This window comes from Gilliamella sp. Pas-s95, assembly GCF_009795795.1.
Classification (GTDB): Bacteria; Pseudomonadota; Gammaproteobacteria; order Enterobacterales; family Orbaceae; genus Gilliamella; species Gilliamella bombicola.
Map to the genome: position 1 here is coordinate 1 of NZ_WTFC01000004.1, position 24,154 is coordinate 24,154.

Annotated in this window: 18 protein-coding genes and 1 tRNA gene; 8 read left to right on the forward strand and 11 right to left on the reverse strand. The window is 36.2% G+C overall.

The window, feature by feature from the left end; genetic code table 11:
• Positions 1-571: 571 nt before the first annotated feature.
• From GQ598_RS11045 to thiI, 5 genes are all read right to left on the reverse strand, one after another.
• Positions 572-2,311 carry a hypothetical protein gene (locus GQ598_RS11045; protein WP_202112633.1) on the reverse strand — a complete coding sequence of 580 codons (1,740 nt, stop codon included), beginning with the start codon at positions 2,309-2,311 and terminating at the stop codon, positions 572-574.
• A 476-nt stretch (positions 2,312-2,787) separates the two neighbouring features.
• Positions 2,788-3,273: a tRNA (uridine(34)/cytosine(34)/5-carboxymethylaminomethyluridine(34)-2'-O)-methyltransferase TrmL gene (gene trmL / locus GQ598_RS01655; protein ID WP_160402065.1), complete on the reverse strand. Its 486-nt coding sequence runs from the start codon at positions 3,271-3,273 to the stop codon at positions 2,788-2,790.
• 18 nt (positions 3,274-3,291) lie between these two features.
• Complete coding sequence (cpxA, locus tag GQ598_RS01660; protein ID WP_160402066.1) at positions 3,292-4,671, reverse strand: envelope stress sensor histidine kinase CpxA; 1,380 nt, start codon at positions 4,669-4,671, stop codon at positions 3,292-3,294.
• A gap of 28 nt (positions 4,672-4,699) precedes the next feature.
• The gene (locus GQ598_RS01665; RefSeq protein WP_160402067.1) at positions 4,700-5,422 is read right to left on the reverse strand and encodes a response regulator; all 723 of its coding nucleotides are present in this window, start codon (positions 5,420-5,422) and stop codon (positions 4,700-4,702) included.
• Between the two features lie 124 nt (positions 5,423-5,546).
• Positions 5,547-6,995: a tRNA uracil 4-sulfurtransferase ThiI gene (thiI, locus tag GQ598_RS01670; RefSeq protein WP_160402068.1), complete on the reverse strand. Its 1,449-nt coding sequence runs from the start codon at positions 6,993-6,995 to the stop codon at positions 5,547-5,549.
• A 314-nt stretch (positions 6,996-7,309) separates the two neighbouring features.
• On the opposite strand from thiI, the gene secG reads away from it, so the two are divergent.
• The 5 genes from secG (at position 7,310) to GQ598_RS01695 (ending at position 9,585) form a co-directional block, all read left to right on the forward strand.
• Positions 7,310-7,684: a preprotein translocase subunit SecG gene (secG, locus tag GQ598_RS11245; protein WP_160402069.1), complete on the forward strand. Its 375-nt coding sequence runs from the start codon at positions 7,310-7,312 to the stop codon at positions 7,682-7,684.
• A gap of 7 nt (positions 7,685-7,691) precedes the next feature.
• Positions 7,692-7,777, forward strand: a tRNA-Leu gene (locus tag GQ598_RS01680).
• Positions 7,778-8,442: 665 nt separating this feature from the next.
• Positions 8,443-8,637: a hypothetical protein gene (locus tag GQ598_RS01685; RefSeq protein ID WP_160402070.1), complete on the forward strand. Its 195-nt coding sequence runs from the start codon at positions 8,443-8,445 to the stop codon at positions 8,635-8,637.
• A 470-nt stretch (positions 8,638-9,107) separates the two neighbouring features.
• Entirely contained in the window at positions 9,108-9,320 is a 213-nt protein-coding gene (locus GQ598_RS01690; protein WP_160402071.1) for a hypothetical protein, read from the forward strand.
• Complete coding sequence (locus tag GQ598_RS01695) at positions 9,292-9,585, forward strand: hypothetical protein (protein ID WP_160402072.1); 294 nt, start codon at positions 9,292-9,294, stop codon at positions 9,583-9,585. Before GQ598_RS01690 ends, GQ598_RS01695 begins: the two co-directional genes overlap by 29 nt.
• A 119-nt stretch (positions 9,586-9,704) precedes the next feature.
• Here the strand turns inward: GQ598_RS01695 and mukB are convergent, their stop codons facing one another.
• From mukB to mukF, 3 genes are read right to left on the reverse strand one after another with little or no spacing between them, the layout of a single operon-like run.
• Positions 9,705-14,123: a chromosome partition protein MukB gene (mukB, locus tag GQ598_RS01700; protein WP_160402073.1), complete on the reverse strand. Its 4,419-nt coding sequence runs from the start codon at positions 14,121-14,123 to the stop codon at positions 9,705-9,707.
• A 2-nt stretch (positions 14,124-14,125) separates the two neighbouring features.
• Complete coding sequence (mukE, locus tag GQ598_RS01705; protein WP_160402133.1) at positions 14,126-14,857, reverse strand: chromosome partition protein MukE; 732 nt, start codon at positions 14,855-14,857, stop codon at positions 14,126-14,128.
• 43 nt (positions 14,858-14,900) lie between these two features.
• Positions 14,901-16,223, reverse strand: coding sequence for a chromosome partition protein MukF (mukF, locus tag GQ598_RS01710; RefSeq protein WP_160402074.1), 1,323 nt, complete (start codon positions 16,221-16,223; stop codon positions 14,901-14,903).
• 317 nt (positions 16,224-16,540) lie between these two features.
• Here mukF and pntA point away from each other — a divergent pair, with 317 nt between their 5' ends.
• The gene (pntA, locus tag GQ598_RS01715; RefSeq protein WP_160402075.1) at positions 16,541-18,073 is read left to right on the forward strand and encodes a Re/Si-specific NAD(P)(+) transhydrogenase subunit alpha; all 1,533 of its coding nucleotides are present in this window, start codon (positions 16,541-16,543) and stop codon (positions 18,071-18,073) included.
• Between the two features lie 15 nt (positions 18,074-18,088).
• On the forward strand, positions 18,089-19,486 hold the full coding sequence (gene pntB / locus GQ598_RS01720; protein ID WP_160402076.1) for a Re/Si-specific NAD(P)(+) transhydrogenase subunit beta: 1,398 nt from the start codon (positions 18,089-18,091) through the stop codon (positions 19,484-19,486).
• Positions 19,487-19,542: 56 nt separating this feature from the next.
• On the opposite strand, the gene GQ598_RS01725 is transcribed toward pntB, so the two are convergent.
• The 3 genes from GQ598_RS01725 to oxyR form a co-directional block, all read right to left on the reverse strand.
• A complete protein-coding gene (locus GQ598_RS01725; RefSeq protein WP_160402077.1) occupies positions 19,543-20,571 on the reverse strand; it encodes an alpha/beta fold hydrolase in 1,029 nt (342 codons plus the stop codon).
• A gap of 197 nt (positions 20,572-20,768) precedes the next feature.
• On the reverse strand, positions 20,769-21,416 hold the full coding sequence (fabR, locus tag GQ598_RS01730; RefSeq protein ID WP_160402078.1) for an HTH-type transcriptional repressor FabR: 648 nt from the start codon (positions 21,414-21,416) through the stop codon (positions 20,769-20,771).
• 39 nt (positions 21,417-21,455) lie between these two features.
• Positions 21,456-22,382 (reverse strand): DNA-binding transcriptional regulator OxyR, encoded by a 927-nt coding sequence (oxyR, locus tag GQ598_RS01735; RefSeq protein ID WP_160402079.1) that lies wholly within the window; start codon positions 22,380-22,382, stop codon positions 21,456-21,458.
• 419 nt (positions 22,383-22,801) lie between these two features.
• On the opposite strand from oxyR, the gene pcnB reads away from it, so the two are divergent.
• Positions 22,802-24,148 carry a polynucleotide adenylyltransferase PcnB gene (pcnB, locus tag GQ598_RS01740; RefSeq protein ID WP_370516515.1) on the forward strand — a complete coding sequence of 449 codons (1,347 nt, stop codon included), beginning with the start codon at positions 22,802-22,804 and terminating at the stop codon, positions 24,146-24,148.
• Positions 24,149-24,154 lie beyond the last annotated feature (6 nt).

The window sequence follows — 24,154 nt, forward strand, 5'->3', positions numbered from 1 at the left end:
AGCTGGGCTATCTCTTTTTTATTCTTTCCAGCTTGTAATAATACGAAAATCTGGTATCTTTCCTTCCTAGAAAGGTGATTATAATGCATAGCAATCTCCAAACTGTGGTGGTGCGAAGGTGCTAGTATAAATCACCTTTCTACTTTCTTCACTCCACCGTGTTTAAAATTGCACTTCATATTTGAATCCAGGAAACATTAAATAAAAACTTTAATAAAATCAATACCTTTTCTGACCGATTTTTTGGCGGAAAATCAGGCCTTTTTGGTTTTGGTGAATAGAATAAATTGAGTGCGGTGGTTTCGGACGTTTTGACCTTGGGTGGACAAAACGTCCGAAACCTTGCCGTACTATAAATAGACCACGAAATTAAATTGCTACAGCGTAATCACTAAAATTGCCAGCCACGCTTTTAGCGTTGGCGACGGCGGGGGCGGCGCGATTGTGACTTCGCCACAACTGCGCAACCCTAAGGGAAAACGCCCCAACTTGCGCGGGGGCTTGATTCTTTGTTAGATTGTCCTCTATCTACACCATACCCCCCCGCGGCCCAAGGATTAAATATTAAAAGCTAAGGTGTGACGCAAACGCCATTGCTTTTATAGAATATGTGGTTGTAAGTGATGTAGCCGTCGGTCGAGTTGACATAGAACTGATTATTACCTACCAAGTCACTCGTCCAGTAGAAGTAGTTGACGAAACCCGCATTGGTGTATTTGTCCATCCAACCCCACTCAGAAAAAAATCCTGCACCTATTTGTCGCGAGTAACCATTATAACCTGATGACGGCGTAGCAATAGAAATACTAGGAAAATCTGTTCTGACTGCATTGGTTAAATCACTTACCCTAGCAATACGATAACCCAAACGACTACACCAAGATGAGTGGTTAGACGGAGTATCGAATTCACCACCCCGATGGACGAACCACTGCTTTAACACAAATCCATACCTCACCTCATTACCACGACCATCCCTACCGACTAACTCAAACGTCTGTGGCAAAGATGGCACAATCAATGGATTAGGAGTAGCTGACTGTACCTGAGTGCTATCCGCCCTAGGACCGCTTAACGTTACCCGTGTGACATAACTGGATTTATCTTTAATCCATTCATCTTCGTTTTTGCCTTGATTTGGCTGCCTCCAACTTACCGTTGCTTTTATACTACCATTCGTGACAACAGACCACGTCAACTGACTTGCATCGACTCCTTCTATGTGCAAATCAAAATACAACCCATCAGCACCCATTGTCGGAAAGTTTCGGTTGTAAGATGATGGACTTGTTGACTGAACTAAAAAACCTTTTGTAGGAGACCATATGTTAGATGGGCCGGCGCGATAGATTATGCCATAAGTAAGATTTGGCCTTGCGTAACAAACACGAGGAACAGTGTTATACGGATTGATATAATAATCCACCGTAGCCCCACTAAAACTACTACTCCTTGGCACTCCATACTGAGTAGTTAAACGTCCTTCTGTACTTACTAACCTTACCCTATAAGGAGCATTACATATATCCAATGCATCACTACGATTAACCGTATTGTCATCCTTATCCGTAAACGATACCGATATACTCCCCGATGCGGTAACACCACTTGTACCCTGTCCATCTCCATCATCATCTCCCCAATTACCCTGAACAACCAAATCATTTATACTAATTGAACTCTGTGACGACGGAACGACCATTTCTATATGACCTAAGTTACTCCCCACATACGGCAATATTATTGGATTTGCTGAACTTGATGGATTAGTTGATGGCGTAATAACTCGACCATCCTGCAACCTAATAGACAACAAACTGTCTGTGTCTGTTACCTTTGTTCGACCACCGTCAAACGTTAAATATGGCGGAGTACCTTCTATGACTCTTGATGTATGCGCCGTTAATGCCACAGAACTCTGTGTATATGACAATAAGAGCAGCACGAAGAACAACAAGAATCTAGGTAAGCTAAATAATCTAAGTAAGCTTGGTAATTTAGATAACCTAAATAAACCAGCTAACCTAAGTAAGATAGAAAAATTAGAAAAACTAAGTAAGCTAAGTAAAAAACTTAACCACAACGATAACCTCGGCAATAATGCCAAGCCCGAAGACCGCGATAAATTCGGCAACCTCGCCAAACTCGATGAACTCGATGAACTCGATGAACTCGATGAACTCGATGAACTCGATGAACTCGATAACTTCGGTGATGAAAATAAGAACTGTGCCTGATTTCGACTACAGTGAAATTGAAAAAGATTTAGGGCATAGGTTTGGCAGGCCATGTGCCATGTGCCATGTGCCATACATGGTAATGCATTTTGATCGTCCTGTCAAGTAAATTTTTGTTTTATTTACATTTTTTATAACTAACTGCTCACTAACGAGCTTTCTCTTGCTTTAAAGCGCTTAAATTATAACCGGTTGATTTATAATGTGCTACTTTTTTTGTTAAAAATTTGTAAATTTTTGTTAAGTGTATAATGTTGAGCTTTTGGTGGTGTGTTTTGGGGAATGGTTTTGGCGGAGTTTTTAAATAAAAAAAACACAAAATAAAAACTTTAATAAAATCAGTACTTTTTCTGACCAATTTTTAGGTGATTAAACGGCTGTTATTAAAATATGCTATTCGTAGTTTTGTTGATTTTTTGTATGCCGGAACCTTGCTTAGGTTGTGTAAGTGATTGATTTAGCTTAAAAATAGCAAAACAAAAACTTCAATAAAATCAATACCTTTCCTGACCAACTTTTTATGGAATTAGTTTTTTTGAAAGTGAATACTTTATTTTGCACCTAAGTAATTTAATTGGCGCCACGATTCGTATACCACAACCGCTACCGAGTTAGATAAATTCATACTGCGGCTTGTTGCTAGCATGGGAATGCGTATTTTTTTGTTTTGGGGTAATAAGTCGAGTATGGTTGCAGGTAAGCCTCGGGTTTCGGGACCAAACATTAAAAAGTCATTTGATTTGTAATTGACTTCGCTATGTGGTTTTTGTCCTTTTGTGGTTAGCGCATACAGTTGAGTTTGTAGGTCTATTTGGTTTTCATCCATAAAGCAGTTAAAGTTTTTGTAGCGTTTTACATCCACAAATTCTTGATAATCTAGTCCTGCTCGTCTTAACTTTTTGTCGTCCCAAAAAAAGCCCATAGGCTCAATAATATGTAAGTTAAAGCCTGTATTAGCACATAGGCGAATAATGTTACCAGTATTGGCTGGAATTTCGGGTTCAAATAAAACGATGTTTAAAGCTGGTGTGGACAAAACTTTTCTCTTCTATTTTTAATATTTATGAATTGGTAATACTATCACAATTCTCAGTCCACCAAGGTGACTTTTTTCTGCTTTGACAGTGCCATGATCGCGGATGATGGCATTAGCGACAATAGCAAGCCCTAGCCCTGTTCCGCCTGATTCGCGGTCGCGCGCTTCGCTTGTGCGGTAAAATGGTCTAAAAATCTGCTCAAGTTCACTTTCTGAAACACCAGGGCCATCGTCATCAATGGTTATGGTTATTTTTTGTTGTTGTACCGTAAAATTGATAATAACTTCTTTATTGGAATAACGAAATGCATTACGAATCACGTTTTCAAGCGCGCTACATAGGGCAATGGGGTAGCATAATATGGTTTGGTTGGTCGGCGGGGTTGCAACTAGAAATGTTTTCCCTATTTGTTCTGCTTCAAAAGCAGCATTATCAAGCACTTGTTTAAATAGTACATTAATTTTATTAAATTCTCTAATTTCGTTATTGTCATATTGCTGTCTTGCCAATAAGAGCAAATCCCCAATCATTGAATCAAGTTTTAATGCTTCATTATTAATTCGTACAACTTCGCTACTTTCACCTTGTTTGCGTCGCAATAATGAGGTCGCAAGTTGTAGGCGAGTTAAAGGCGTACGTAATTCGTGAGAAATGTCAGAAAACAAGCGCTGTTGCACATCCTGCATTCGCTTTAGTTCCCTTAACATGTGGTTAAAACTAGCCCCCGTTGCTTTATATTCAGACGATCCGATTTGTTCAAGCTCTGGCCTTTCTTGTAAATTCCCTTTTGCTACTTGATCGGCTACTTGTTTTAAACGCCTTGCTGGTTTAGCTATACTCCAAGATAACCAAAGCAAAAACGGAGAACTTGCAAGCATAGTCAAGGTTAATAATAGCAAAGGGTGATCAAAAATGAAGTTAACAAATTGAGATTGCGTATCTGCGGCTTGTTGCAAAATATATAGTTGATATTCTGCATTAGCATAATGAAGCAAAAAAGGCCCTATAATTTCTTGGGAATCATAGATTTTTCTTGCTGGATCGGCAACATTATGCGATTTTTCACTGAAATTTTTAATTAAATCAATGTTTTTAGTTTCAGCTGTAATGATTTGTTCATTAGGTGTAACAATAAATAAAGATTGCCCTGGTTTTTGATGACTATCCATGGCAACAATGAAACGCATCCACCACCGAAAGCTATCTTTAGGTATTTTAACAAGATCACGTTCAATTTGGTTGGCTAATAGGTTACCACTTTCTTTATCTTTATTTGCTAAATAAGTCAAATTTCGAGAATCAAGACTCGGTAACACCATAATTAACATAAGAAAAAAAACTATAGTCAGCAAAAATATAGTAAAAATTCTGATTGTTAGGCGATCAAAAAGCCACATTTTAGCTGACCTTCATTTAAATATTATCTTATCCTTGTAACAAATCATCAGTTTGATCAATGACAAATAAATAGCCTTTAGAACGCAATGTTTTAATCCAAGGCAAACCATCGCTCCTAGGCGGAAGTTTTTTTCGTAAATTAGAAACATGAACATCAATCGATCGAGCAAGTGGAATAAACTCTTTACCTAAAACGGTTTCGCTTAATGTATCTCGCGATATTATTTTACCTGCGTTTTCAAGTAGTTTAAGCAACACTTGAAACTCCGTGCCCGTTAATTCAATATATTTGTTATCAAAATAGACTGATTGTTGTTTCCGATTTACATTCAGTTTATCAATAGTATATTGATTCTGCTTGTCTAAGTCATCATCAACGATATTATCCCAATGGGTTCTGCGTAAAAGCGCATTGATCCGAGCAATAAGCTCTCTATCATTAAACGGTTTTAAGATGTAATCATCAGCACCAAGTTCAAGCCCAATAACTTTATCATACTCATTATCTTTAGCCGTCAAAAATATAACAGGAACTGTAAACCTACTTCTAAGTTGAGATAATACACTAAGTCCATTCATTTCAGGCATCATAATATCAAGTAAGATGAGATCTATTGTGCTGTCAAACTTTTCTAAAGCTTCAATACCATTATTGGCTACTTCAACTTTATATCCCTCTAATTCAAGTAATTCGCGTAATAATAAAGCAATTTCTGGATCATCATCAACTACAAGTAATTTACTACTCATTACAGCCCTCTTTATATAATACATTTTTGCTACTTTTTTTACCTTAATAACCAATACAACTCATATATAACGTCCCATTATATATGTAAAAAATACCAATAATATAGTAAATTATTGTTAAGTTTTATGTGCGAAATATTTTTACGTTATTAAAACCTTGGTCAATTAGATAAAGTGCTTGTAATTTACTCATAACGCCGCGTTCACAATATAACAAATATTGTTTTGATTGATCCAAATCACCAAATTGCGTTGCTAACTTATAAAATGGAATAAGTTTGATATCAATGTCGTTCAATATGAGTGGATTATCCTCTTGCTCTTCTGGAGAGCGAATATCGATAACAACATGATCTGCATTAAGCATGGTGACTGTTTCGACCGATGTTATTGTGGTGTCTGTTTGTTTTTTTATTTCACGGATATCAATATTTTCAGCATTTTCAACCGCTTTATCTAAAATAGCAAAATCAAAATTCAACTCTTCAGCTTCAATTTTTTCTTTGATAGCTTTAACCGTTGGGCTTTTGGATATGACACCACAAAATTCTGGCATTGTTTTAGCAATGTCCTCGGTGCCTATTTGACGTGCAAGGTTGATAATTGTTTCTTTATCGTGCGTGATAAGTGGACGTAAAATTAATGTGTCACTTACATTGTCAATTAATCGTAAATTAGTTAGTGTTTGGCTCGATACTTGCCCCAATGCTTCACCAGTGACAAGTGCTTCGACATTATAACGTTGAGCAATTTTCGATGCAGCACGGATCATCATTCTTTTTAAAATAACCCCCATTTGCCCATCATCAATCTTTTCAAGTATTTCACCCACAACATCAGAAAAGTCAATGGCTATAAAACGTACTTTATGCGAACTTCCAAATCGCTCCCATAAATAATGAGCCATCTGTTTAACACCGATTTCGTGAGTTTTCCCTCCTAGATTAAAAAAACAATAATGCACCCTGCTACCACGACGCATTAACATGTAACTTGATACACCAGAATCAAAACCACCCGATATAAGCGACAACACATCTTCCTGTGTACCTGTTGGAAAACCACCAATTCCAGCATGTCGCCCTTTGACTAGTAGTAATTTGTCATTGTCGATTTCAAGGTTAATGGTGATGTCCGGTTGAGTTAATTTCACTTTAGCCGATACAACGTGTTGATTAAGCCCACCGCCAACATAACGTTCAACATCAATTGAAGTAAAGTCATGTTTCCCTCGGCGTTTGACTCGCACACAAAAGGTTTTATTCTCAATTAATGGGGCATAATAATTTAATGCTTTTTCGAAGATGTCATGAACGTCAACAAAGGTAAGCTCGTCAACTGCTAGAATATGATGAATACCTGGAATACGTGTTAATAGATCAAGGATCTGAGCTTCACTATTTTCAACTTTCGGGCGAACTTCAATAAAATCCCAATGACGAACCACAGCAACATCTTCAATGTGATGCTTTAAAATGTTGCGAATATTACTCGTTAATATTTTAATAAAACGTAAACGGACAGAATCACTTTTAATGGTAATTTCAGGAAAGAGCTTAACAATAAATTTCATAAAATCAATGCGAACTATATAAATTTAGCACCATTATACTGGTTTTCCTCCAAAACATACAATTGATTATGGAAAATAGTAAAATTATAAAATGAAGAAAGTATCAATAAGTTTGTTTTTTTAATAAACCAATAATACATTATGTAAAAAGATAATTTTTAAGCTATAAATGGTGTGTTTTTACTTATTTAAAGGGATAAATGCTCAAAACATATCAATTATATCTTAAATTTTACTTGCTTGTTGGTCTGTCTTTCGCTAATATTTCGCATCAATAAATTCTGTTGTATAACACATAAAATTGACAGGTTGAAATGTACGAATTTTTAATTATAAGCTATTTAATTATTGCAATTGTTATTATTGGATTAGTTCTAATACAACGAGGCAAAGGTGCAGATATGGGCTCATCTTTTGGTGCAGGCGCGTCAGCAACTTTATTCGGCTCTTCAGGAAGTGGGAATTTTTTAACCCGTGCTACAACAATATTAGGCATTTTGTTTTTTGTGATAAGCATCTTACTGTCAAACTTAGGTAGCAAACCTAGTATAACTTCAAGCAATGAATTTAACTTCATTGATGATGTTGTACCGGCAACAACACAATCAAACGAAGACAATACAGTACCTGTAACAGCGCCACTTGTTCAGCCTGTACAACAAAATTCGACATCAGATATTCCAGAATAAAAACGGCGCCGTGGTGGTGAAATTGGTAGACACGCTATCTTGAGGGGGTAGTGCTCTAAGGGCATGCGGGTTCAAGTCCCGCCCACGGCACCAAATCAATAATCAGTAACATTCTTTTAAACCCAACAAAGCACATCAAATCCAGTAATAACAAGCCTTGAAGACTATTTCAGCAACTTAAAGAAACTTGTAATTCTTGTAATAATACCTTTTACGCTATAGTTCGAAAACAAAAATTAGATTGAATTACTCAACAATAGCTATTTAGGTTACCCATTTGATAATAACAATCACCTGCTCAGTGATAGTCAAAAAATTATTTTAATTCATGGTGTTGCATAAAAAGCAGGGTGGGCGGTTTGGAAGCCTAAAAATTGCAGAAATTTACTACCTCCTGCTGACTTGGCTTGAAGAATTTTCTGGCATGTTAGAAAAATATAATAACGTTGATTGCATGGGGTGTTTTTACAAATAATACTTTTTATTAATATAATTACATCTGGACTAATTAAAATTATAATTTTGTCAGTCCATAAAAAAGAGGATGGTACAGTAACTTTGATGATTTAAAGACACGTTAGAAAAGAAAAAGATAAATCGCTATTTTCATGGTGTACCAAACATAAGATTAATTGTATCGATTGAACAATCAATAGTTGATGAAATAGACGACTTTATTAAACATGATAGAAGTCATCTAGCCAGTAAAAACCGTTCTGAGTTTGTGAGATTAGCGATAATTGAGAAGCTAAATAGAAATGAATAAATTTAAGATAGTTTTAATGATATTATCTATTGTTTTATTTGGTATTAAGCAATGTGAAAATAAACAAAAACAGCGAAGTAATGAGCTACTAAAAGATATACCACTAAAAGATTTACAAAAAATATTAGATAATCCTAAACTTTATATTAAGGACATTAAATCTAAATCTACTAAAAAAGATGAATAAATTTCATGTATATAATCGCTAGTATTAATAAATCTATAAAATAGGTATCCAGTGAAAAAACATTAAAGTAAAGGATACTAATCTAAGCAAAAGCGGTAATAATTGCTAATGCTTGCTTCCACAAAAAATGGAGACAGTTATCTTTATTATGAAGACATCTTATAATTATAGTCTTTTTTATGGAGTTGAATTTAAAAAAGCCCGATAGGGTCTTATTATTTTGCTGATAAACGTGCTTTATGCTTTGAAGCGGCGCGACGGCTTAAATATTTATTGCTATTTTTTGCAAATGCTCTTATTTATTTACCCTAAAATGTTATTTTAATTCTGTAATTTTAACATAATTAAGTTGTGTTCATATATATTCAGTTATATACTTTTAAATACAGGGTATTATTAGAACCTGCATATCTATTAAATGGTCACCGTCAATTTATTTAAATGCGATTTTTATTTTAACGAGACAATAAATGCAAAATATCCAAGTAAATAGATATCCTGCGTTAAATAAAATTTTGTGGGACTATCAAGGGCAAACAATTCCAGAAGACGAAGCTTTCAAAATTTATGAAAGAAGATGGTGCTTTATTAAAGATGTAAAGCTTGCTGCCAACGAAAAAAAATTAATCCATAAACTTATTAAAGAGTATGGAAATGGCTATTTCCTACCAACATGCGTTTAGTTTAATGTCATATCAGTTAACTCATCACCAAATAATAGACCATTTATTAAATAATTTTAATGTTGATTTTTTAGTGGACAACAATATTTATTTTGGTGGCGGAAATGGAATAGAACAACTTGCATCATTTAAAACTGATAGTGGCAAAATCTTAAGGGATACTATGGGTAAAATGGTGTCTATAGCGACTGAAAATGTCAAAAACATTAAAGAACCTAAAGGCAAACTAGTCAGCAAGATTAGCCAAGTAGTCACTTTTATTTAGGCCATCATAACGTTTTATTTATATAATTTAGTAAAAAAAGATACTAATAGGCTACTTGCAGTTAAAAATAAAATTTCGCCGACAATTTGTCGGCGAAAACGTTACAACATAATAGAAAATTACGCAAAACCTTTCAAACCAACCACATGAACATGCTCTTGATTATTGATCACTTTACGAACCAATTTATAGGTTGTGCCTTTTTCTGGACTGATGTTTTCTGGTGCTGCTATAATCAATTGCATCTGTAACCGTTCGCATAGCTCAAACAATGTTGCAATTGATTTGGCATCAAGGCGTGCTGCTTCGTCCAAAAATAGTAATCGACATGGTGAAATATCTTTGTTGCGCAGACGCTTAGATTCATCTTCCCAACTTTGAATCACCATTAGTAAAATCGACATACCTGTACCAATTGCTTCACCTGTTGATAGTGCGCCACTTTCAGCACGTAACCAACCATCAGCACCTCGATTGACCTCAACATCCATTTCTAAGTAATTTCGGTAATCAAGTAGCTCTTCACCGATATTTTGCGCAGTACGTTGTCCCATATCAATATGTGGGTTTAAGCGTTGATAGAGTTTAGCTAATGCTTCAGAGAACGTTATGCGATTATTACTAAACAGATCTTGATGCTCATTTTTTTCATCAGACAATGCGACTAGCAGTGAAGAGTGGGCTTCACGAACATTGACATTTAAACGTACACCGTTAACTTGCCCAAAGGCCACTGCCTGTAGACCTTGGTTAAGTAAGCGGATACGATTTTGCTCACGTTGAATCGTTTTACGAATAATATTAGACACACTTTTTGAGCTGATCGCTAATTGTTGCTCACGGGATGTCAGTTCTTCGGTCAAACGTGATAATTCTATTTCCATCTGTTCAATTGCTTCAATAGGGTCATCAGTTTTGACAATATCTTGACGAATTCGCTCACGTAAGTGAGCGTAAACTGCAATGTAAAATTGAATTTTACGTTCAGGCCGTTTTGGATCTTCTGATAGTCTTAATACATCACGCAAATGTTCATTATCATTAACAGCCAAACGTAACGAACCTAAAGCCTTATCCGACATAGAACGCAACTCATCAGCACTTAAATAAGCCAGCTCCCGACGGTGTAAACGCCGTTCAACACTGTTTTCTTTTACTAAACGTAATACTAAACACCACCCAGCTTTGGCTTCAACAACTTGCTTACGTAGTTGCTTATAATCACGCAGTGTTTGTGTAAGGCGTTTTTGCATTTGTGTCATTTCGCTTTCACACATAATCAGTTGTTTTTCAAGCGATGTGCAATGCAGGCGATTATTATTTAATTTTTGATGAATTTCATCACGGCGAATTCGAGCTCGTTCTTCAGTGATCGCATCAGCTTTTACGCCAATTTGTTCGATCTCTTTTTGTAATTCTTGCAGCATATCGCGTTTAGTATCAAATGCACTTTTAAGCGAAGCCAGCGTTTGATTATATTGGTTGTATTTATCTTGATACTGTTGCATCTGGCTACGCGCTTCAGCTCTTTGGACTTCAACTACTTCTAATCGAGATCGTAATTTTTCATTTAAATCACTATTTTCGCTCAACATGCCAGCCGAATCTTCATAACTAAAGTGAGCTCGGCGTTGCATCACTTCAGTTAACGCAAAGACTTGTTGGCGAATCGTTTGTTGCTGAGCCTTAACCGTGTTGTAATGTTCACGAAGCGATTCATTTTGTTCGGGATCACTTTGTAAAACAGCCACTAAAGGTTCAAGTTCTGAAATAGTATTTCGATTACGGCTAACGTATTGCGCAGATTCTTGCGCTACAACTAATTGCTCTCGTAATTCATCCACCCGATCAGCTAAATCATCATCTGCAAGTAAGTGCATCTGAGCAATAAGCTTATTGACGGTAACTAATTGCTCTTTGCAATTAATAACTTGTTGTTGGTTTTGCTGATCAATGCTTTCTTGAGATGATAATTGACGCTCAATTTCGGTGCGTCTTATCGCTAATTTTTGTGCTTCCGCTTCAGGATCGATATCAAAAGCAACAGCAAGATATTGTCCTATAAATTGTCCAACATTTTGCTCAATACGTTGTAATTTTTGTAAATCAAATGAGATCGTTGCAAAACGTTCATGTAATTCATCACGTTCAGCCGATAGTTTTTCAAGATGAACTTCACGCGCGGCACGACCGAATAGTGGTACACTTGGAAAACTTGAAAATCGCCATTGACGGTCGCCTGTTTTGACTAGTACCGATTTATTCATTTCCTCACAGTCAAAAACACTATCATCAAATGATGAAGGATCACCTTCGATAAAGTATATATCTTCAGGATAATCTTCATCACTTTCCGTTAGGATTTCTAATTGCTGTTTCACTAATGATAAATCAGGCACAACAATAGCTTGCCTTGCAGGGCCATAGAGTGCTGAAAAATAAGGTGCATCATCAATGGTTACATCTTCATAGATTTCAGAGAGTAGCACACCATTAAATCGTTCAGCTAACAAAGTTAAACGCCCATCGTCCACACCACTTGGTTGATTAAGTTGTTCGATTTGGACATCAAGCTGGCTACGCCTAAAATTGATTTGGTCGCGTTCAGTTACAAGAACACGTTCTTGTTCAAGCAGCTGTTGCATATGTTGTGTTACAGCTTGGCTGTGAGTAAATGTGTCACCTGTTTGTTCTTGCAAAGCAGTTAGGGCATCTTGGGCTTTTAACCATAATGGTGCCCTTTGTCGATAATCAGCAATTTTCGATTGAATTTGTTCAAGTTCTTGCCTAAATTCAATACGTTTTTCGCTTGATTCGTTAGCCCGTTCAGCATTCTCATCTAGCTGGGTTTCGATCTCTTGTTTTAATTCGTCAAGCTCATCATAATTAATTTGTCGCCCAATACGTTTACAAAATTGTGTTAATAATGATTCCGCTTCTTTTTGTTCAAAAAAGCGTTGCTCTAGTTCATCAAGTTGCAGCTGTAAATGTTCCGCTTGTTCAGCTTGATAACATTGTGATGGCCACTGTCTTAATGCTTCTTTTGCAGCTACAAAGGAATCACTACGAGTTACATCACCAACCAATTTAACGACCAATTGATAAGCTCGATCAAATTGATTAATGGCGGCATCAGATATACTTAATTTTTGTTCAAGTTCAAGAACTTGTTCGGTGATCTCTTTTTGCTTTTCATCAAACACGGCAAAGTGATCTTCGATATTGCTAATACCTAGTTTTGGTAACTGACATAATGACTGCGCATTCTTTAACGCCTGTAAAGCCTGTTGGTATTGAATTGCTCGTGTTTGTTGAACATCAAGTGCTTGCTGATAATCCGCTAACTGTGTTTTGATTTCATCAACTTCTTGCTCTGTTTCGTTGACCTGATCACGGTAAACTTGGTACTGTTCATTCGCTTCAAGCACCACTTCGTTTTGTTCTTCAAGTTTTAAATTTAAGTCATCTAAATCTGCTTGATAGCGGTCAATTTTTTCTTGTTGGCGTAGCGCCGTTTGTGCTAAGTTGAGGTGATCATTAGCCGCTTGTAAATCAGTTTCCAAATCGCTTTGCGATTCTTGATATTCTTTAAGTTCTTTCGCCGTTTCTATTTGGCGGTATTGATTGCTGATAAGCTGATCTTGCGTTTTAAACATATCACGACGCAAGCCAAGTACCGATTCAATATGCACTCGACGTTCGTTAGCATGACGCATATAATCAGCAGCAACATAATTGGTCGATTCGGTAATAAGATGTTTGAATAAATCACGATCGGATTGCGTAACTCGAATCGCTTCTAATGTCATTCGATTTTCACGAAGTGCCGCTTCCATATCTTGGAAAGCTTTACGTACACCACCATTTTCAGGTAATAAATAGTCGCGTAGTGAACGAGTAATCGCACTTGAAATCCCACCATACAGCGAGGCTTCAATTAAGCGATAATATTTACTACGATCAGATGAAGAGCGTAGACGTTTAGGTAATATGCCAAAGTCAAACATAACTGAGTGATAATCAGTAATCGAGTTAAATTGTTTGAAAATAATGCCGTCCATTGATTCGACTTTATCTTTTAACTCTGGCAACGATAAAATGCGTGCTTGTTTATCATTTAAACGTTCAGTAACTAATTCTGTAGGACTAATAACGACAGGTAAACCTTGCAGTAAAAATGGTTTAATATCCACTTTTTTGTCACGCCCAGCAACTTGTTGTAAACGTACACCACAGATAATTCGTTGGTTACGAGAATTAATTACATCCAGCATTGAATAACAAACACCTGGTTTTAACTTACCATGCAAACCTTTATCACGTGAGCCAGATGTTGCCCCCGCCTCAGTGGTGTTTCTAAAATGTAACAGGGTTAAATCAGGTATCAATGCTGTAACAAAAGCCGCCATCGTGGTCGATTTACCTGCACCATTACCACCAGATAAGGTTGTGACTAGCTGATCAAGCTCAAATGTTCGAGCAAAAAAACCATTCCAGTTTATCAGAGTTAATGAGTGAAATTTGCCGTGTCCAATCATGTTTATTCTATCTCCTCATTAACATCATCATCTTGTTCTTCATTGTTATCATTATCTAAGATTAGGGTCGATTCAATTTTAATTGCTTCGCCATCTCGGATTAAACGTAATTGGGCTTCTTGCGCATCATCACCACTACGAACATCAGCTCCAAATCGGAAAATAGCTTCGTTAATACGAAAGCGTGAGCTGTCGTTTCCAACAATAAAAAAAATCATACCAAGTCGTCGTAATCGATTTAACGCCGTTTTTACTTTATCAAATAATTTTTGACGATCTAAATCTGATCCCGTTGAGCGTTGATTCACTAATTTAAGTAATCTACTTTCGTCAGCTAACGAAACTAGCTCATCAAATAGCTCTTGTAGGGTAAAAACACCTTCGTGAGCTAATCGTTCAGGGCTTAGATACAAATAACAAAGAACCTTACCAACAAGCATATCAAGTTCAGATAAAACAGATCTTGGAATTAATGTTGTTGAACGAGGTCGAAGATAGAAAAAACCTTCAGGAGCTCGAATTAATTCAACATTATAACGTTGGTAGAATTGTTCAAGCTCAAGTTGAAAATCCATTAAAAATGCGTGATGATCAAGTTCATCAATACCAACATGACGGCCTGAACGTAATAAACTGTCCAGTTCTGGAAAAATAGGATTAGCAATCGCTTGCGCCAATTTTACAGGCATATATTTATCTATGGACGCCTGAGAACTTGCCGCAATACGTTCCATGACATCATCAAGATGATGAGCCGTTTGTTCTATTTCTAAATCTTTAGTATCTGTCGATGACATGTGCTTGCACCTTAGCTCCATAATCGTTAATAAGTTTCCATTCAGCAGGAACACCAAGCAGATCATCTTCGGCAATACCGAGACGAATAGCTTGATCAATGAATAACCTTGCAATATCGAAATGCTGCTCACGTGGGAATTGAGCTAAATAACTGCGAATGGCAATACCCATATCAAGTGGTTTATTTTCTTGTTTAAAAATCAATAAATTTTGTTCAATATGCGCAATAATATGTTCTTGAATTTCTTCAATCATTTCAAATTCAAGCTCTGATGGTAATTCCCCCGTCACTTCAGCATCATGTAACGCTAACTCTTCATCACGCATATCAAGTAAGCGCTCAGCATTAGCAAAAGTTAGTGACCAAGGTAAATCAAAATATCCTTGAATCGATTTGCGTAAACGTTGTGAAAATACACGGTTTTTATCTAAGTCGATAGCTGTACGAATAAATTTATGAACGTGTCGATCGTAACCTATCCAAAGATCTATCGCTTTTTGTCCCCAACCAATAATGCGGTCAAGCTTACCTTGTAGATCCATGACTACGTTGTTAATTTTATCTAGTTCAGGTTTATCAAGCGTTGCGTCTTGTATCAAAAGTAAACTGGCTTGTAATTTATCGCCAGCAGCGGCTAAAGTGTCTTGTAACTCGCGCAATGTTTGCGATGTTTCGGTAAGTAATCCTTCACAACTGGTAATTGCGGCCTGCCAATCTTGACTTAATAACGCCGAGATATTTTGCTTCACATCGGTTTGCTGTTCATCCATGACGCGTTGGGTGATATCAATACTATCAAAAATTTCTGCGACCGAATATTTTAACGGAGCAAAGACATTTCGGTGCCAATGTAAATCATCACCACCTTCGACTGCTGCATCTGCGGCACGTTTTAATTCTTGCGCAACAATAGATAATTGAATGGATAAGCGCAATGTTGAAAATTCGCGCTGGCGAATATAATAATCAGAAATGCCTATCCCTAATGGTGTTAAACGATAAATTGAAAAACCATCAGTCATTTCACTTGCAAACCGCGTAATAAAACGCTGACGCACTAAATCGTTAATTGCATTATTGGCTCGTATAGTGATGGTATCTTCACTTTGTTCAAAAATTTGTGAAACATGCCTAAAAGCATCAATCAATTCAGATTCTGTCATTTCGCCATCAAAACGTTCACTATTTAATACGGCAATAGCCAATAAAAAAGCTAACCTTTCAACTGGCAAAGTGATCGAAAAATCATTCTTTTTTGCCCAAGAGACCAGTTCCGGCACTGATTGGGAAAAATCAATCATAAAAGTTCCTCAATTCAACGAGAACAAAATCGAAACATACCGTAGAGCTTCCATTGTTTACGGTATAAACAGAAATATCGTCAATTATATAACAATATAGAGTAAATTTGTAATGGAATTCGATGAAAGAATTAAAACTGTATTATTAAAATTCTGGCTACTTAAATATAAACTTATAATAATATTAATTAATAAATATCATCAAAATAAATTAAAATCTTATTTCTTGCATAAAAAATAGATTCCCTACTCGCACTGATACCTATTTATGCTAAAATTAATATACTCTATATAAACTAACGTAAGGATGTAACAAAATGCATATCGGTATACCTAAAGAACGGTTAGCCAATGAAGCTAGAGTTGCAGCAACTCCCCAAACTGTTGGACAACTGTTAAAACTTGGTTTTACAGTTTCTGTAGAACAAGGTGCTGGGCATGCTGCTCATTTTGAAGACCAAGCTTTTATTGATGCCGGAGCCACAATCCAAAATACACAAGACATTTGGCAAAATGATTTAATTTTGAAATTTCATGCGCCAACTGATGATGAAATCGCGTTAATGAAAGAAGGGTTAACTCTCATCAGTTATATTTACCCAGCGCAACACAAAGAATTATTAGAAAAACTAGCAGCTAAAAATATTACTGTTATGGCAATGGACTGTGTGCCACGTATTTCACGGGCACAATCTTTAGATGCCCTCAGTTCAATGTCTAATATTGCTGGTTATCGTTCAGTTATTGAAGCTGCAAACCAATTTGGTCGTTTCTTTACTGGTCAAGTTACTGCTGCAGGTAAAGTCCCGCCAGCTAAAGTATTAGTTATTGGTGCTGGTGTTGCTGGCCTTGCAGCAATTGGTGCTGCAGTAAGTTTAGGTGCAATTGTTCGAGCTTTTGATACGCGTCCTGAAGTGGCAGAACAAATAAACAGTATGGGAGCTGACTTTTTAGAGCTTGATTTTGAAGAAGAAGCAGGCTCTGGCGATGGCTATGCTAAACAAATGTCAGCAGCCTTTATTGAAGCCGAAATGGCGCTATTTGCTGAACAAGCTAAAGATGTAGATATCATTATTACCACAGCATTAATTCCAGGAAAACCGGCACCAAAACTTATTTCTAAAGAGATGGTTGAATCCATGAAACCAGGTAGTGTTATTGTTGATTTAGCAGCATTAACTGGCGGTAACTGTGAATTAACTAAACCGGGCCAAGTTTTCGAAACTGAAAATAATGTAAAAATTGTTGGCTATACCGATCTAGCTAATCGTATGCCAGCTCAAGCATCACAACTTTATGGTACAAACATTGTTAACTTATTAAAACTGCTAGCTAAAGAAAAAGATGGCAATATTAATATTAACTTTGAAGATGTTGTTATCCGTGGTGTAACAGTGGTTAAAGAAAAAGAAATAACTTGGCCAGCACCACCAATTCAAGTATCAGCACAACCTCAGAAAAAAACTTCTGAGCCAATTGCTAAACCTGAACCAAAACCAATGGATCCACGTAAAAAATATGGAATTTTTGCATTAGCCATTCTAGCCTATTTCTGGCTTGCGAATTCTGTACCCGAAAGCTTCTTAGGGCATTTCACTGTTTTTGCTTTATCTTGCGTGGTTGGTTATTACGTTGTATGGAATGTTACGCACTCTCTACATACTCCACTGATGTCAGTAACTAATGCAATTTCTGGTATTATTTTAGTCGGAGCAATATTGCAAATCGGTGATGACAACGGTCTAAGTACAGCAATTGCCTTTGTTGCTATTTTAATCGCTAGTATTAATATTTTTGGCGGATTCTTTGTTACGCAAAGAATGCTGAAAATGTTTCAACGTGGCAAGTAAGGGAGGGAATAAACCATGAGTAATGGAATCATTCAAGCAGCCTATGTTATTGCTGCATTACTTTTTATCTTTAGTTTACGTGGTCTTTCTAACCAAGAATCAGCCAAATCAGGAAATATCTACGGTATGATTGGTATGGCTATTGCACTTATTGCAGCAGTAGCTAGTATCAAGGGTGGATTACACTGGATCGTAATCTCAATGATTATTGGTGCAACAATTGGGTTATACCTTGCTAAAAAAGTTGAAATGACGCAAATGCCAGAACTTGTTGCGCTACTACATAGCTTTGTTGGTATGGCAGCGGTACTTGTTGGTTTAAATAGCTTTTTAGACTTAAACAGTCATTCACAACTATTTCATGGTAATGAGCTTACTGTACATTTAGTCGAAATTTTTGTGGGTGTATTCATTGGGGCTGTAACTTTCTCAGGTTCTGTTGTTGCATTCGGTAAATTAAATGGCCGTATTAGCTCTAAACCGCTTTCTATTCCAAATAAACATTATTGGAATTTAGCTGCGATTGTTGTTTCGATCATATTAATGTATACCTTCATTGAAGTAGAAAAAGGAACAGGTGCACTCATTAGTCTATTAATTATGGCAATAATTGCATTTGTATTTGGCTTCCATCTTGTTGCCTCAATTGGTGGTGCTGATATGCCAGTGGTAATCTCAATGCTAAACTCTTATTCTGGTTGGGCAGCCGCAGCAGCGGGCTTTATGTTAGGTAACGATCTATTAATTGTAACAGGCGCATTAGTTGGTTCATCAGGTGCAATTCTTTCATACATTATGTGTAAAGCGATGAACCGCTCATTTATTAGTGTTATTGCTGGTGGATTTGGCAGTGATGGTAGCGCAGCTAATTCATCTGATGAAGAACAAGGCGAGTACCGTGAAATGCAACCTGCTGAAGTTGCACAAACATTAAAAGAAGCGCGTTCTGTTATCATCGTTCCTGGCTATGGTATGGCTGTTGCACAAGCACAAGGTGCAGTAAGTAATATTACAGAAAAACTACGTGCAATGGATATTGAAGTGAGATTTGGCATTCACCCAGTGGCTGGACGTTTACCTGGGCATATGAATGTATTATTAGCTGAAGCGAAAGTCCCTTATGATATTGTATTAGAAATGGATGAAATCAACGATGACTTCCCTGATACTGATGTGGTTTGGGTAATTGGAGCTAACGATACTGTTAACCCAGCAGCAGAAGAAGATCCTAATAGCCCAATAGCTGGCATGCCTGTTCTTGAAGTTTGGAAAGCAAAGACTGTTATTATTTCTAAACGCTCAATGAATACTGGTTATGCAGGCGTACAAAATCCACTATTCTTTAAAGAAAATAGTTATATGTTATTTGGTGATGCTAAAGATAGTGTTGAAAAAGTACTACAAAGTCTTTAATGATTAATTCATAAAATATACTGTGGTTTTGCCACAGTATATTTTTAAAATAAGCGCTAATTTAAATTTGATTTAGCTAAAAAATCGATTATTCGATCCGTTATTTCACGGTGTATCTCTGTCCTTGTGCGATTACCGCCATCTTTACAAATGATTGATTCTCCTTTAACCTCTTGCTCTAAAATATCTATAGCATCTGATTTACAAATTTGTATGAAAGTAAAATGCATTGCATCAGGAATAACAATATAAGTTGATAATGATTTTGAAAGAAACTGTTGTAAATAACCAGATTCAAGCTCTACATTCATATCACCAACATCAATACCAGCACCAATGATTAAAGAAGGAACAGTAATATTTTTCAAACTATCTGCGGTAAATCCTCTAACTAATCCCGCATCTAAAGAAATAAATGACTTTATTCTCGGATCTGACATGTTTTTATTTAATTGTGGGTTATCTAGTCCAAGTTCACTCACTAACTGGCAAGCTTTTAAATGTGAATGTATAGTGCAATCTTGTTTAAAAAGATCTGTATCAAACCTTGCTCCGGCAAGTGCAGCTACTGTCCAACCGCCAAGGGAATGTCCAATAGATGAAATTTTGTTCACATCAATATGGTTTGCTAAAATTTCATCTATTTGTAACGCATCAATAGTTTTACTTAGATCTTGAGGACGTAACCACAATTTACTAGATTGAGTAATATTTTTATTAAAATAAGTAGTTCCGGGATGATTAGGTGCAGCAACAATATATCCCTTATCTGCTAGTTCATAAGCAAGCCAATTTAAACTTTGCCAACTTCCTCCATAACCATGTGAAATAACAATCAAAGGATGTTTACGATAATTTGAAATAGATGCTGCATTAGGAATGACTTTAGAACCGTAAAAAACGGCATTATCGCCAATAGCTACTGCTCTTTGTTGAGCATCTGTCGGATACCATATTGCAATATTTAAAGGTCTACTGTCTTCTTTGCTATAATAGATTTCCTTAAATCCCACATTTGAATGAGCATAGTTGAAAAAGGGAAAGGACAAAATAAGCGAATAAAGCAAAAAGTATAGTTTAGTCATGAAATTAATTTCTATTTAACAATGTTTCTCTTTTTTTAATGCTATAGTATGAATAACAAAAACACAATAAATAGTAATAGTAAAAATCAGTAATTAGTAGATATTCTTATTGAAAATAATTAATTGCTAAACAGCATAAAATTTTAATATTACGACCAAATTAGAATTTTGAGATTGGATTTGGGGTAGTATAACGATTAATGACTATCTTTTTTGATTTGTTCTTTATGATATAAATAATAAGCTCCACGAGACACCATTCTTAGTTGGAAAATAAGATCTTCAATTAATTTTTGTCTTTGTGCTGTGTCAAAATCAATTGCTTCAGCTCCCGCATTAAAAGCAATAGTTACCATTGCTTCTGCTTGAGCTTCATTGTAATGGTGAGGCATCTGGTTGGCATTATCAAGATAATCAACAAGCTCTACAATAAAGTGTTGGATTTCTCGAGCAATAGCAGAACGAAAAGCTGCTGATGTTCCAGCTTTTTCGCGGAGAAGTAATAAAAAGACTTTAGGATTTTTATCAATAAACTCAATAAATGTGGTAACAGATGTCCGTAGTACACTACCACCTTTTTCAATACGCTTACGCGCTTGTCGCAATAATTGACGAAGAGTCAAACCACTTTCATCAACCATGGCCAAACCTAATTCATCCATATCTCGAAAATGGCGATAAAACGAAGTTGCAGCAATACCTGCTTCGCGGGCAACTTCTCTTAAACTTAAACTAGCAAAACCTTGCTCGGCATTAAGTTGATTAAATGCCGCATCAATTAAGGTACGGCGGGTTCTTTCTTTCTGTTGAGCTCGAACACCGCCGCCGGTCTTGATATTTTTCATTTTATAGCTCAATCCTAGTTGCTTATATGTAAACTAACATTAATTTGCTGATTTTAATAATCGCTCTTTTTCAGCAAACACTTTCGGCATATGCTCACGGATAGTTTTAGCTATGGTTTCATAGCGAGAACGTAATGGCGAGCCAGGACGATAAATCAAAGTAATACTGCGTGATGGTACTGGCTCTGCACAAGGAATATAGCAAATATTATCTCGAACCCGCTCATTAGGTGCCGCAAGCTCTGGAAATAAAGTGATGCCACGGCCAGCAGCAATCATACTACGAAGCGTTTCCAGACTGGTTGCTTTAAACTGTTTATCCTCATCAATACCAACTTGGAAACAATATCCCATTGCATGATCTCGTAAACAGTGACCATCTTCTAGCATTAAGAATTTTTGTCCTTTTAACTGAGATAGTTTAACGACTTTTTTGCTAGCCATTTCACTACTTGCAGGAACAGCTAAAAACATCGGCTCGTCAAACAATGGTAACTCAATAAACTGCGAGGTTTCTTTAACTTGAGCAACAATGGCACAATCAAGTTTTCCACTTTCAAGCTGAGCAACAATGTTAGCGGTTTGAGCTTCGTGTAAATACAGCTCTAACTGAGGAAAAGACTCATGTAACACAGTAATCACATGCGGTAAAAGATAAGGTGCTATCGTAGGAATCAAGCCTATATGCATTGGTCCTGACATTTCTTCACCTTGACGACTTGCCATTTCTTTTAGAATTTGAATGTTACGCAAAATCTCTTTAGCTTGCTCAACCAGCATCATTCCTGTTTGAGTAAATAATACTTTGCGACTAGTACGCTCTAATAACATTACGCCTAGTTCATCTTCTAATTTCCTAATTTGACCACTAAGAGTTGGTTGACTCACATTGCAAGCATCAGCAGCTTTACGAAAATGACGAAATTCAGCTAATGAAACAAAATATTCCAAATCACGAATATTCATAATGTCCCCAATAAGTTATTAGTTAATAGTATATACTCAAACAACTTCCATATGTAAAGTTATAACAAATAACATTCTTCATAATTTCTTAAACTATAATGCTTTATAAATTATATTCTGTAAAACAAATAAATAAAAAGAAATGTTGAGTATGGTTTTATTTAGTCTTAATCAGCTAATTAAATTACTCTAACCAGAGCAAAACAAAATTTGTCGCTTTTAATTAAATAATGCCAATATTACTATTGTTGATAATTATATTAAAAAAATCAAATATAATATTTAAACTATTTAGTAAAATTACAATTTTATTGTACTCATAAACACCAATGCTAAGAAACATGGAAAATTATTGGCAATTACGATATAATCGCGCGCTATAGTTGTTATTAAGCCAAAAACACTTTTTGAGGTGCGCTATTTTTAAACAAGTTTCACGTTTTTATCAAAAGTTTTTTCGCCATGAAGAAAAAAACAACAAACAACAAAAAATTGGTTATGTATCTATTGCACGTAATGAGCATAATATATCCCGTAAAGACATTAGTGCGAATGCATTAAAAGTCCTCCATCGATTAAACAAACAAGGGTACGAAGCTTATTTGGTTGGAGGATGCATCAGAGATCTAATATTAGGCAAAATGCCAAAGGACTTTGATATCACAACTAATGCAACACCAGAACAAATCCAAAAAATTTTCCGCAACTGTCGCTTGGTAGGAAGACGATTTCGTCTTGCCCATATTATGTTTGGTAAAGAAATTATTGAAGTAGCGACTTTTCGTGGAGATCATGATGCTCAGAATGGGCAAAACAATATTTCTAAACGTTCACAGTCTGGTATGTTGTTACGCGATAATGTTTACGGAACCGTTGAACAAGATGCAATTCGTCGCGATTTTACTATGAATGCACTTTATTATAGTGCAAATGATTTCACTTTACGCGATTATTGTGGAGGGTTGAAAGATTTACAAAAAGGCATTATCCAATTAATTGGCGATCCACAAACACGTTATCGAGAAGATCCCGTTAGAATGCTAAGAGCCATCCGTTTCGCAGCAAAACTGAATATGAAAATTGAGCCAGCTACTGCTGGGCCAATTAAAGATCTTGCACCACTATTGAAAAATATTCCCTCTGCTCGACTTTTTGACGAGTCTCTTAAACTTTTACAAGCAGGATACGGTTATAAAACTTACCTGTTACTAAGAGAATATTGTCTTTTCGAACAGCTATTTCCGACTATTGAGCGTTTATTGGCTAACAACCAAAATAGTCATTTAGAACAAATCATTGAGCAAGTTTTAAAAAATACTGATTATCGTATCGCCAACAATAAACGAGTCAATCCTGCATTCCTATTTGCTGCCTTTTTTTGGTATCCAATTATTGAACAAGCAAAAGCAACAAGTGTTGAAAGCGGTTTGCCATTTTATGATTCGTTTTCGATGGCAATTAATGAAGTGCTTAGTGAACAATGTAAAAATATTGCCATACCTAGACGCTTAACCACCATAATGGGAGACATTTGGCGTTTGCAGCTACGGATGAAAAAACGAGATGGGAAACGTGCATTTGCTATTTTAGAGCACCCTAAGTTTCGAGCGGCCTACGATCTTTTAGAAATACGAGCATCAATCGAAAAAGGTGAACTTTTGGAGTTAGCTAAATGGTGGGATGAGTTTCAATACACTTCACTCGAAAAAAGAATAGTGATGGTAAAACAGCTAAACAAAATGAATAAACGCAAGGGGAAACGTTAATTTTTA

What these genes read in the sequence shown, in the direction of transcription:
- GQ598_RS01690 (WP_160402071.1), top strand. Translation starts at nt 9,108, where the DNA reads ATGCAAAATATCCAAGTAAATAGATATCCTGCGTTAAATAAAATTTTG.
- pntB (WP_160402076.1), top strand. Translation starts at nt 18,089, where the DNA reads ATGAGTAATGGAATCATTCAAGCAGCCTATGTTATTGCTGCATTACTT.
- GQ598_RS01685 (WP_160402070.1), top strand. Translation starts at nt 8,443, where the DNA reads ATGAATAAATTTAAGATAGTTTTAATGATATTATCTATTGTTTTATTT.
- secG (WP_160402069.1), top strand. Translation starts at nt 7,310, where the DNA reads ATGTACGAATTTTTAATTATAAGCTATTTAATTATTGCAATTGTTATT.
- fabR (WP_160402078.1), bottom strand. Translation starts at nt 21,416, where the DNA reads ATGAAAAATATCAAGACCGGCGGCGGTGTTCGAGCTCAACAGAAAGAA.
- mukF (WP_160402074.1), bottom strand. Translation starts at nt 16,223, where the DNA reads ATGATTGATTTTTCCCAATCAGTGCCGGAACTGGTCTCTTGGGCAAAA.
- GQ598_RS01725 (WP_160402077.1), bottom strand. Translation starts at nt 20,571, where the DNA reads ATGACTAAACTATACTTTTTGCTTTATTCGCTTATTTTGTCCTTTCCC.
- GQ598_RS11045 (WP_202112633.1), bottom strand. Translation starts at nt 2,311, where the DNA reads ATGGCACATGGCACATGGCACATGGCCTGCCAAACCTATGCCCTAAAT.
- oxyR (WP_160402079.1), bottom strand. Translation starts at nt 22,382, where the DNA reads ATGAATATTCGTGATTTGGAATATTTTGTTTCATTAGCTGAATTTCGT.
- thiI (WP_160402068.1), bottom strand. Translation starts at nt 6,995, where the DNA reads ATGAAATTTATTGTTAAGCTCTTTCCTGAAATTACCATTAAAAGTGAT.
- mukE (WP_160402133.1), bottom strand. Translation starts at nt 14,857, where the DNA reads ATGGAACGTATTGCGGCAAGTTCTCAGGCGTCCATAGATAAATATATG.
- cpxA (WP_160402066.1), bottom strand. Translation starts at nt 4,671, where the DNA reads ATGTGGCTTTTTGATCGCCTAACAATCAGAATTTTTACTATATTTTTG.
- mukB (WP_160402073.1), bottom strand. Translation starts at nt 14,123, where the DNA reads ATGATTGGACACGGCAAATTTCACTCATTAACTCTGATAAACTGGAAT.
- GQ598_RS01695 (WP_160402072.1), top strand. Translation starts at nt 9,292, where the DNA reads ATGGCTATTTCCTACCAACATGCGTTTAGTTTAATGTCATATCAGTTA.
- pntA (WP_160402075.1), top strand. Translation starts at nt 16,541, where the DNA reads ATGCATATCGGTATACCTAAAGAACGGTTAGCCAATGAAGCTAGAGTT.
- GQ598_RS01665 (WP_160402067.1), bottom strand. Translation starts at nt 5,422, where the DNA reads ATGAGTAGTAAATTACTTGTAGTTGATGATGATCCAGAAATTGCTTTA.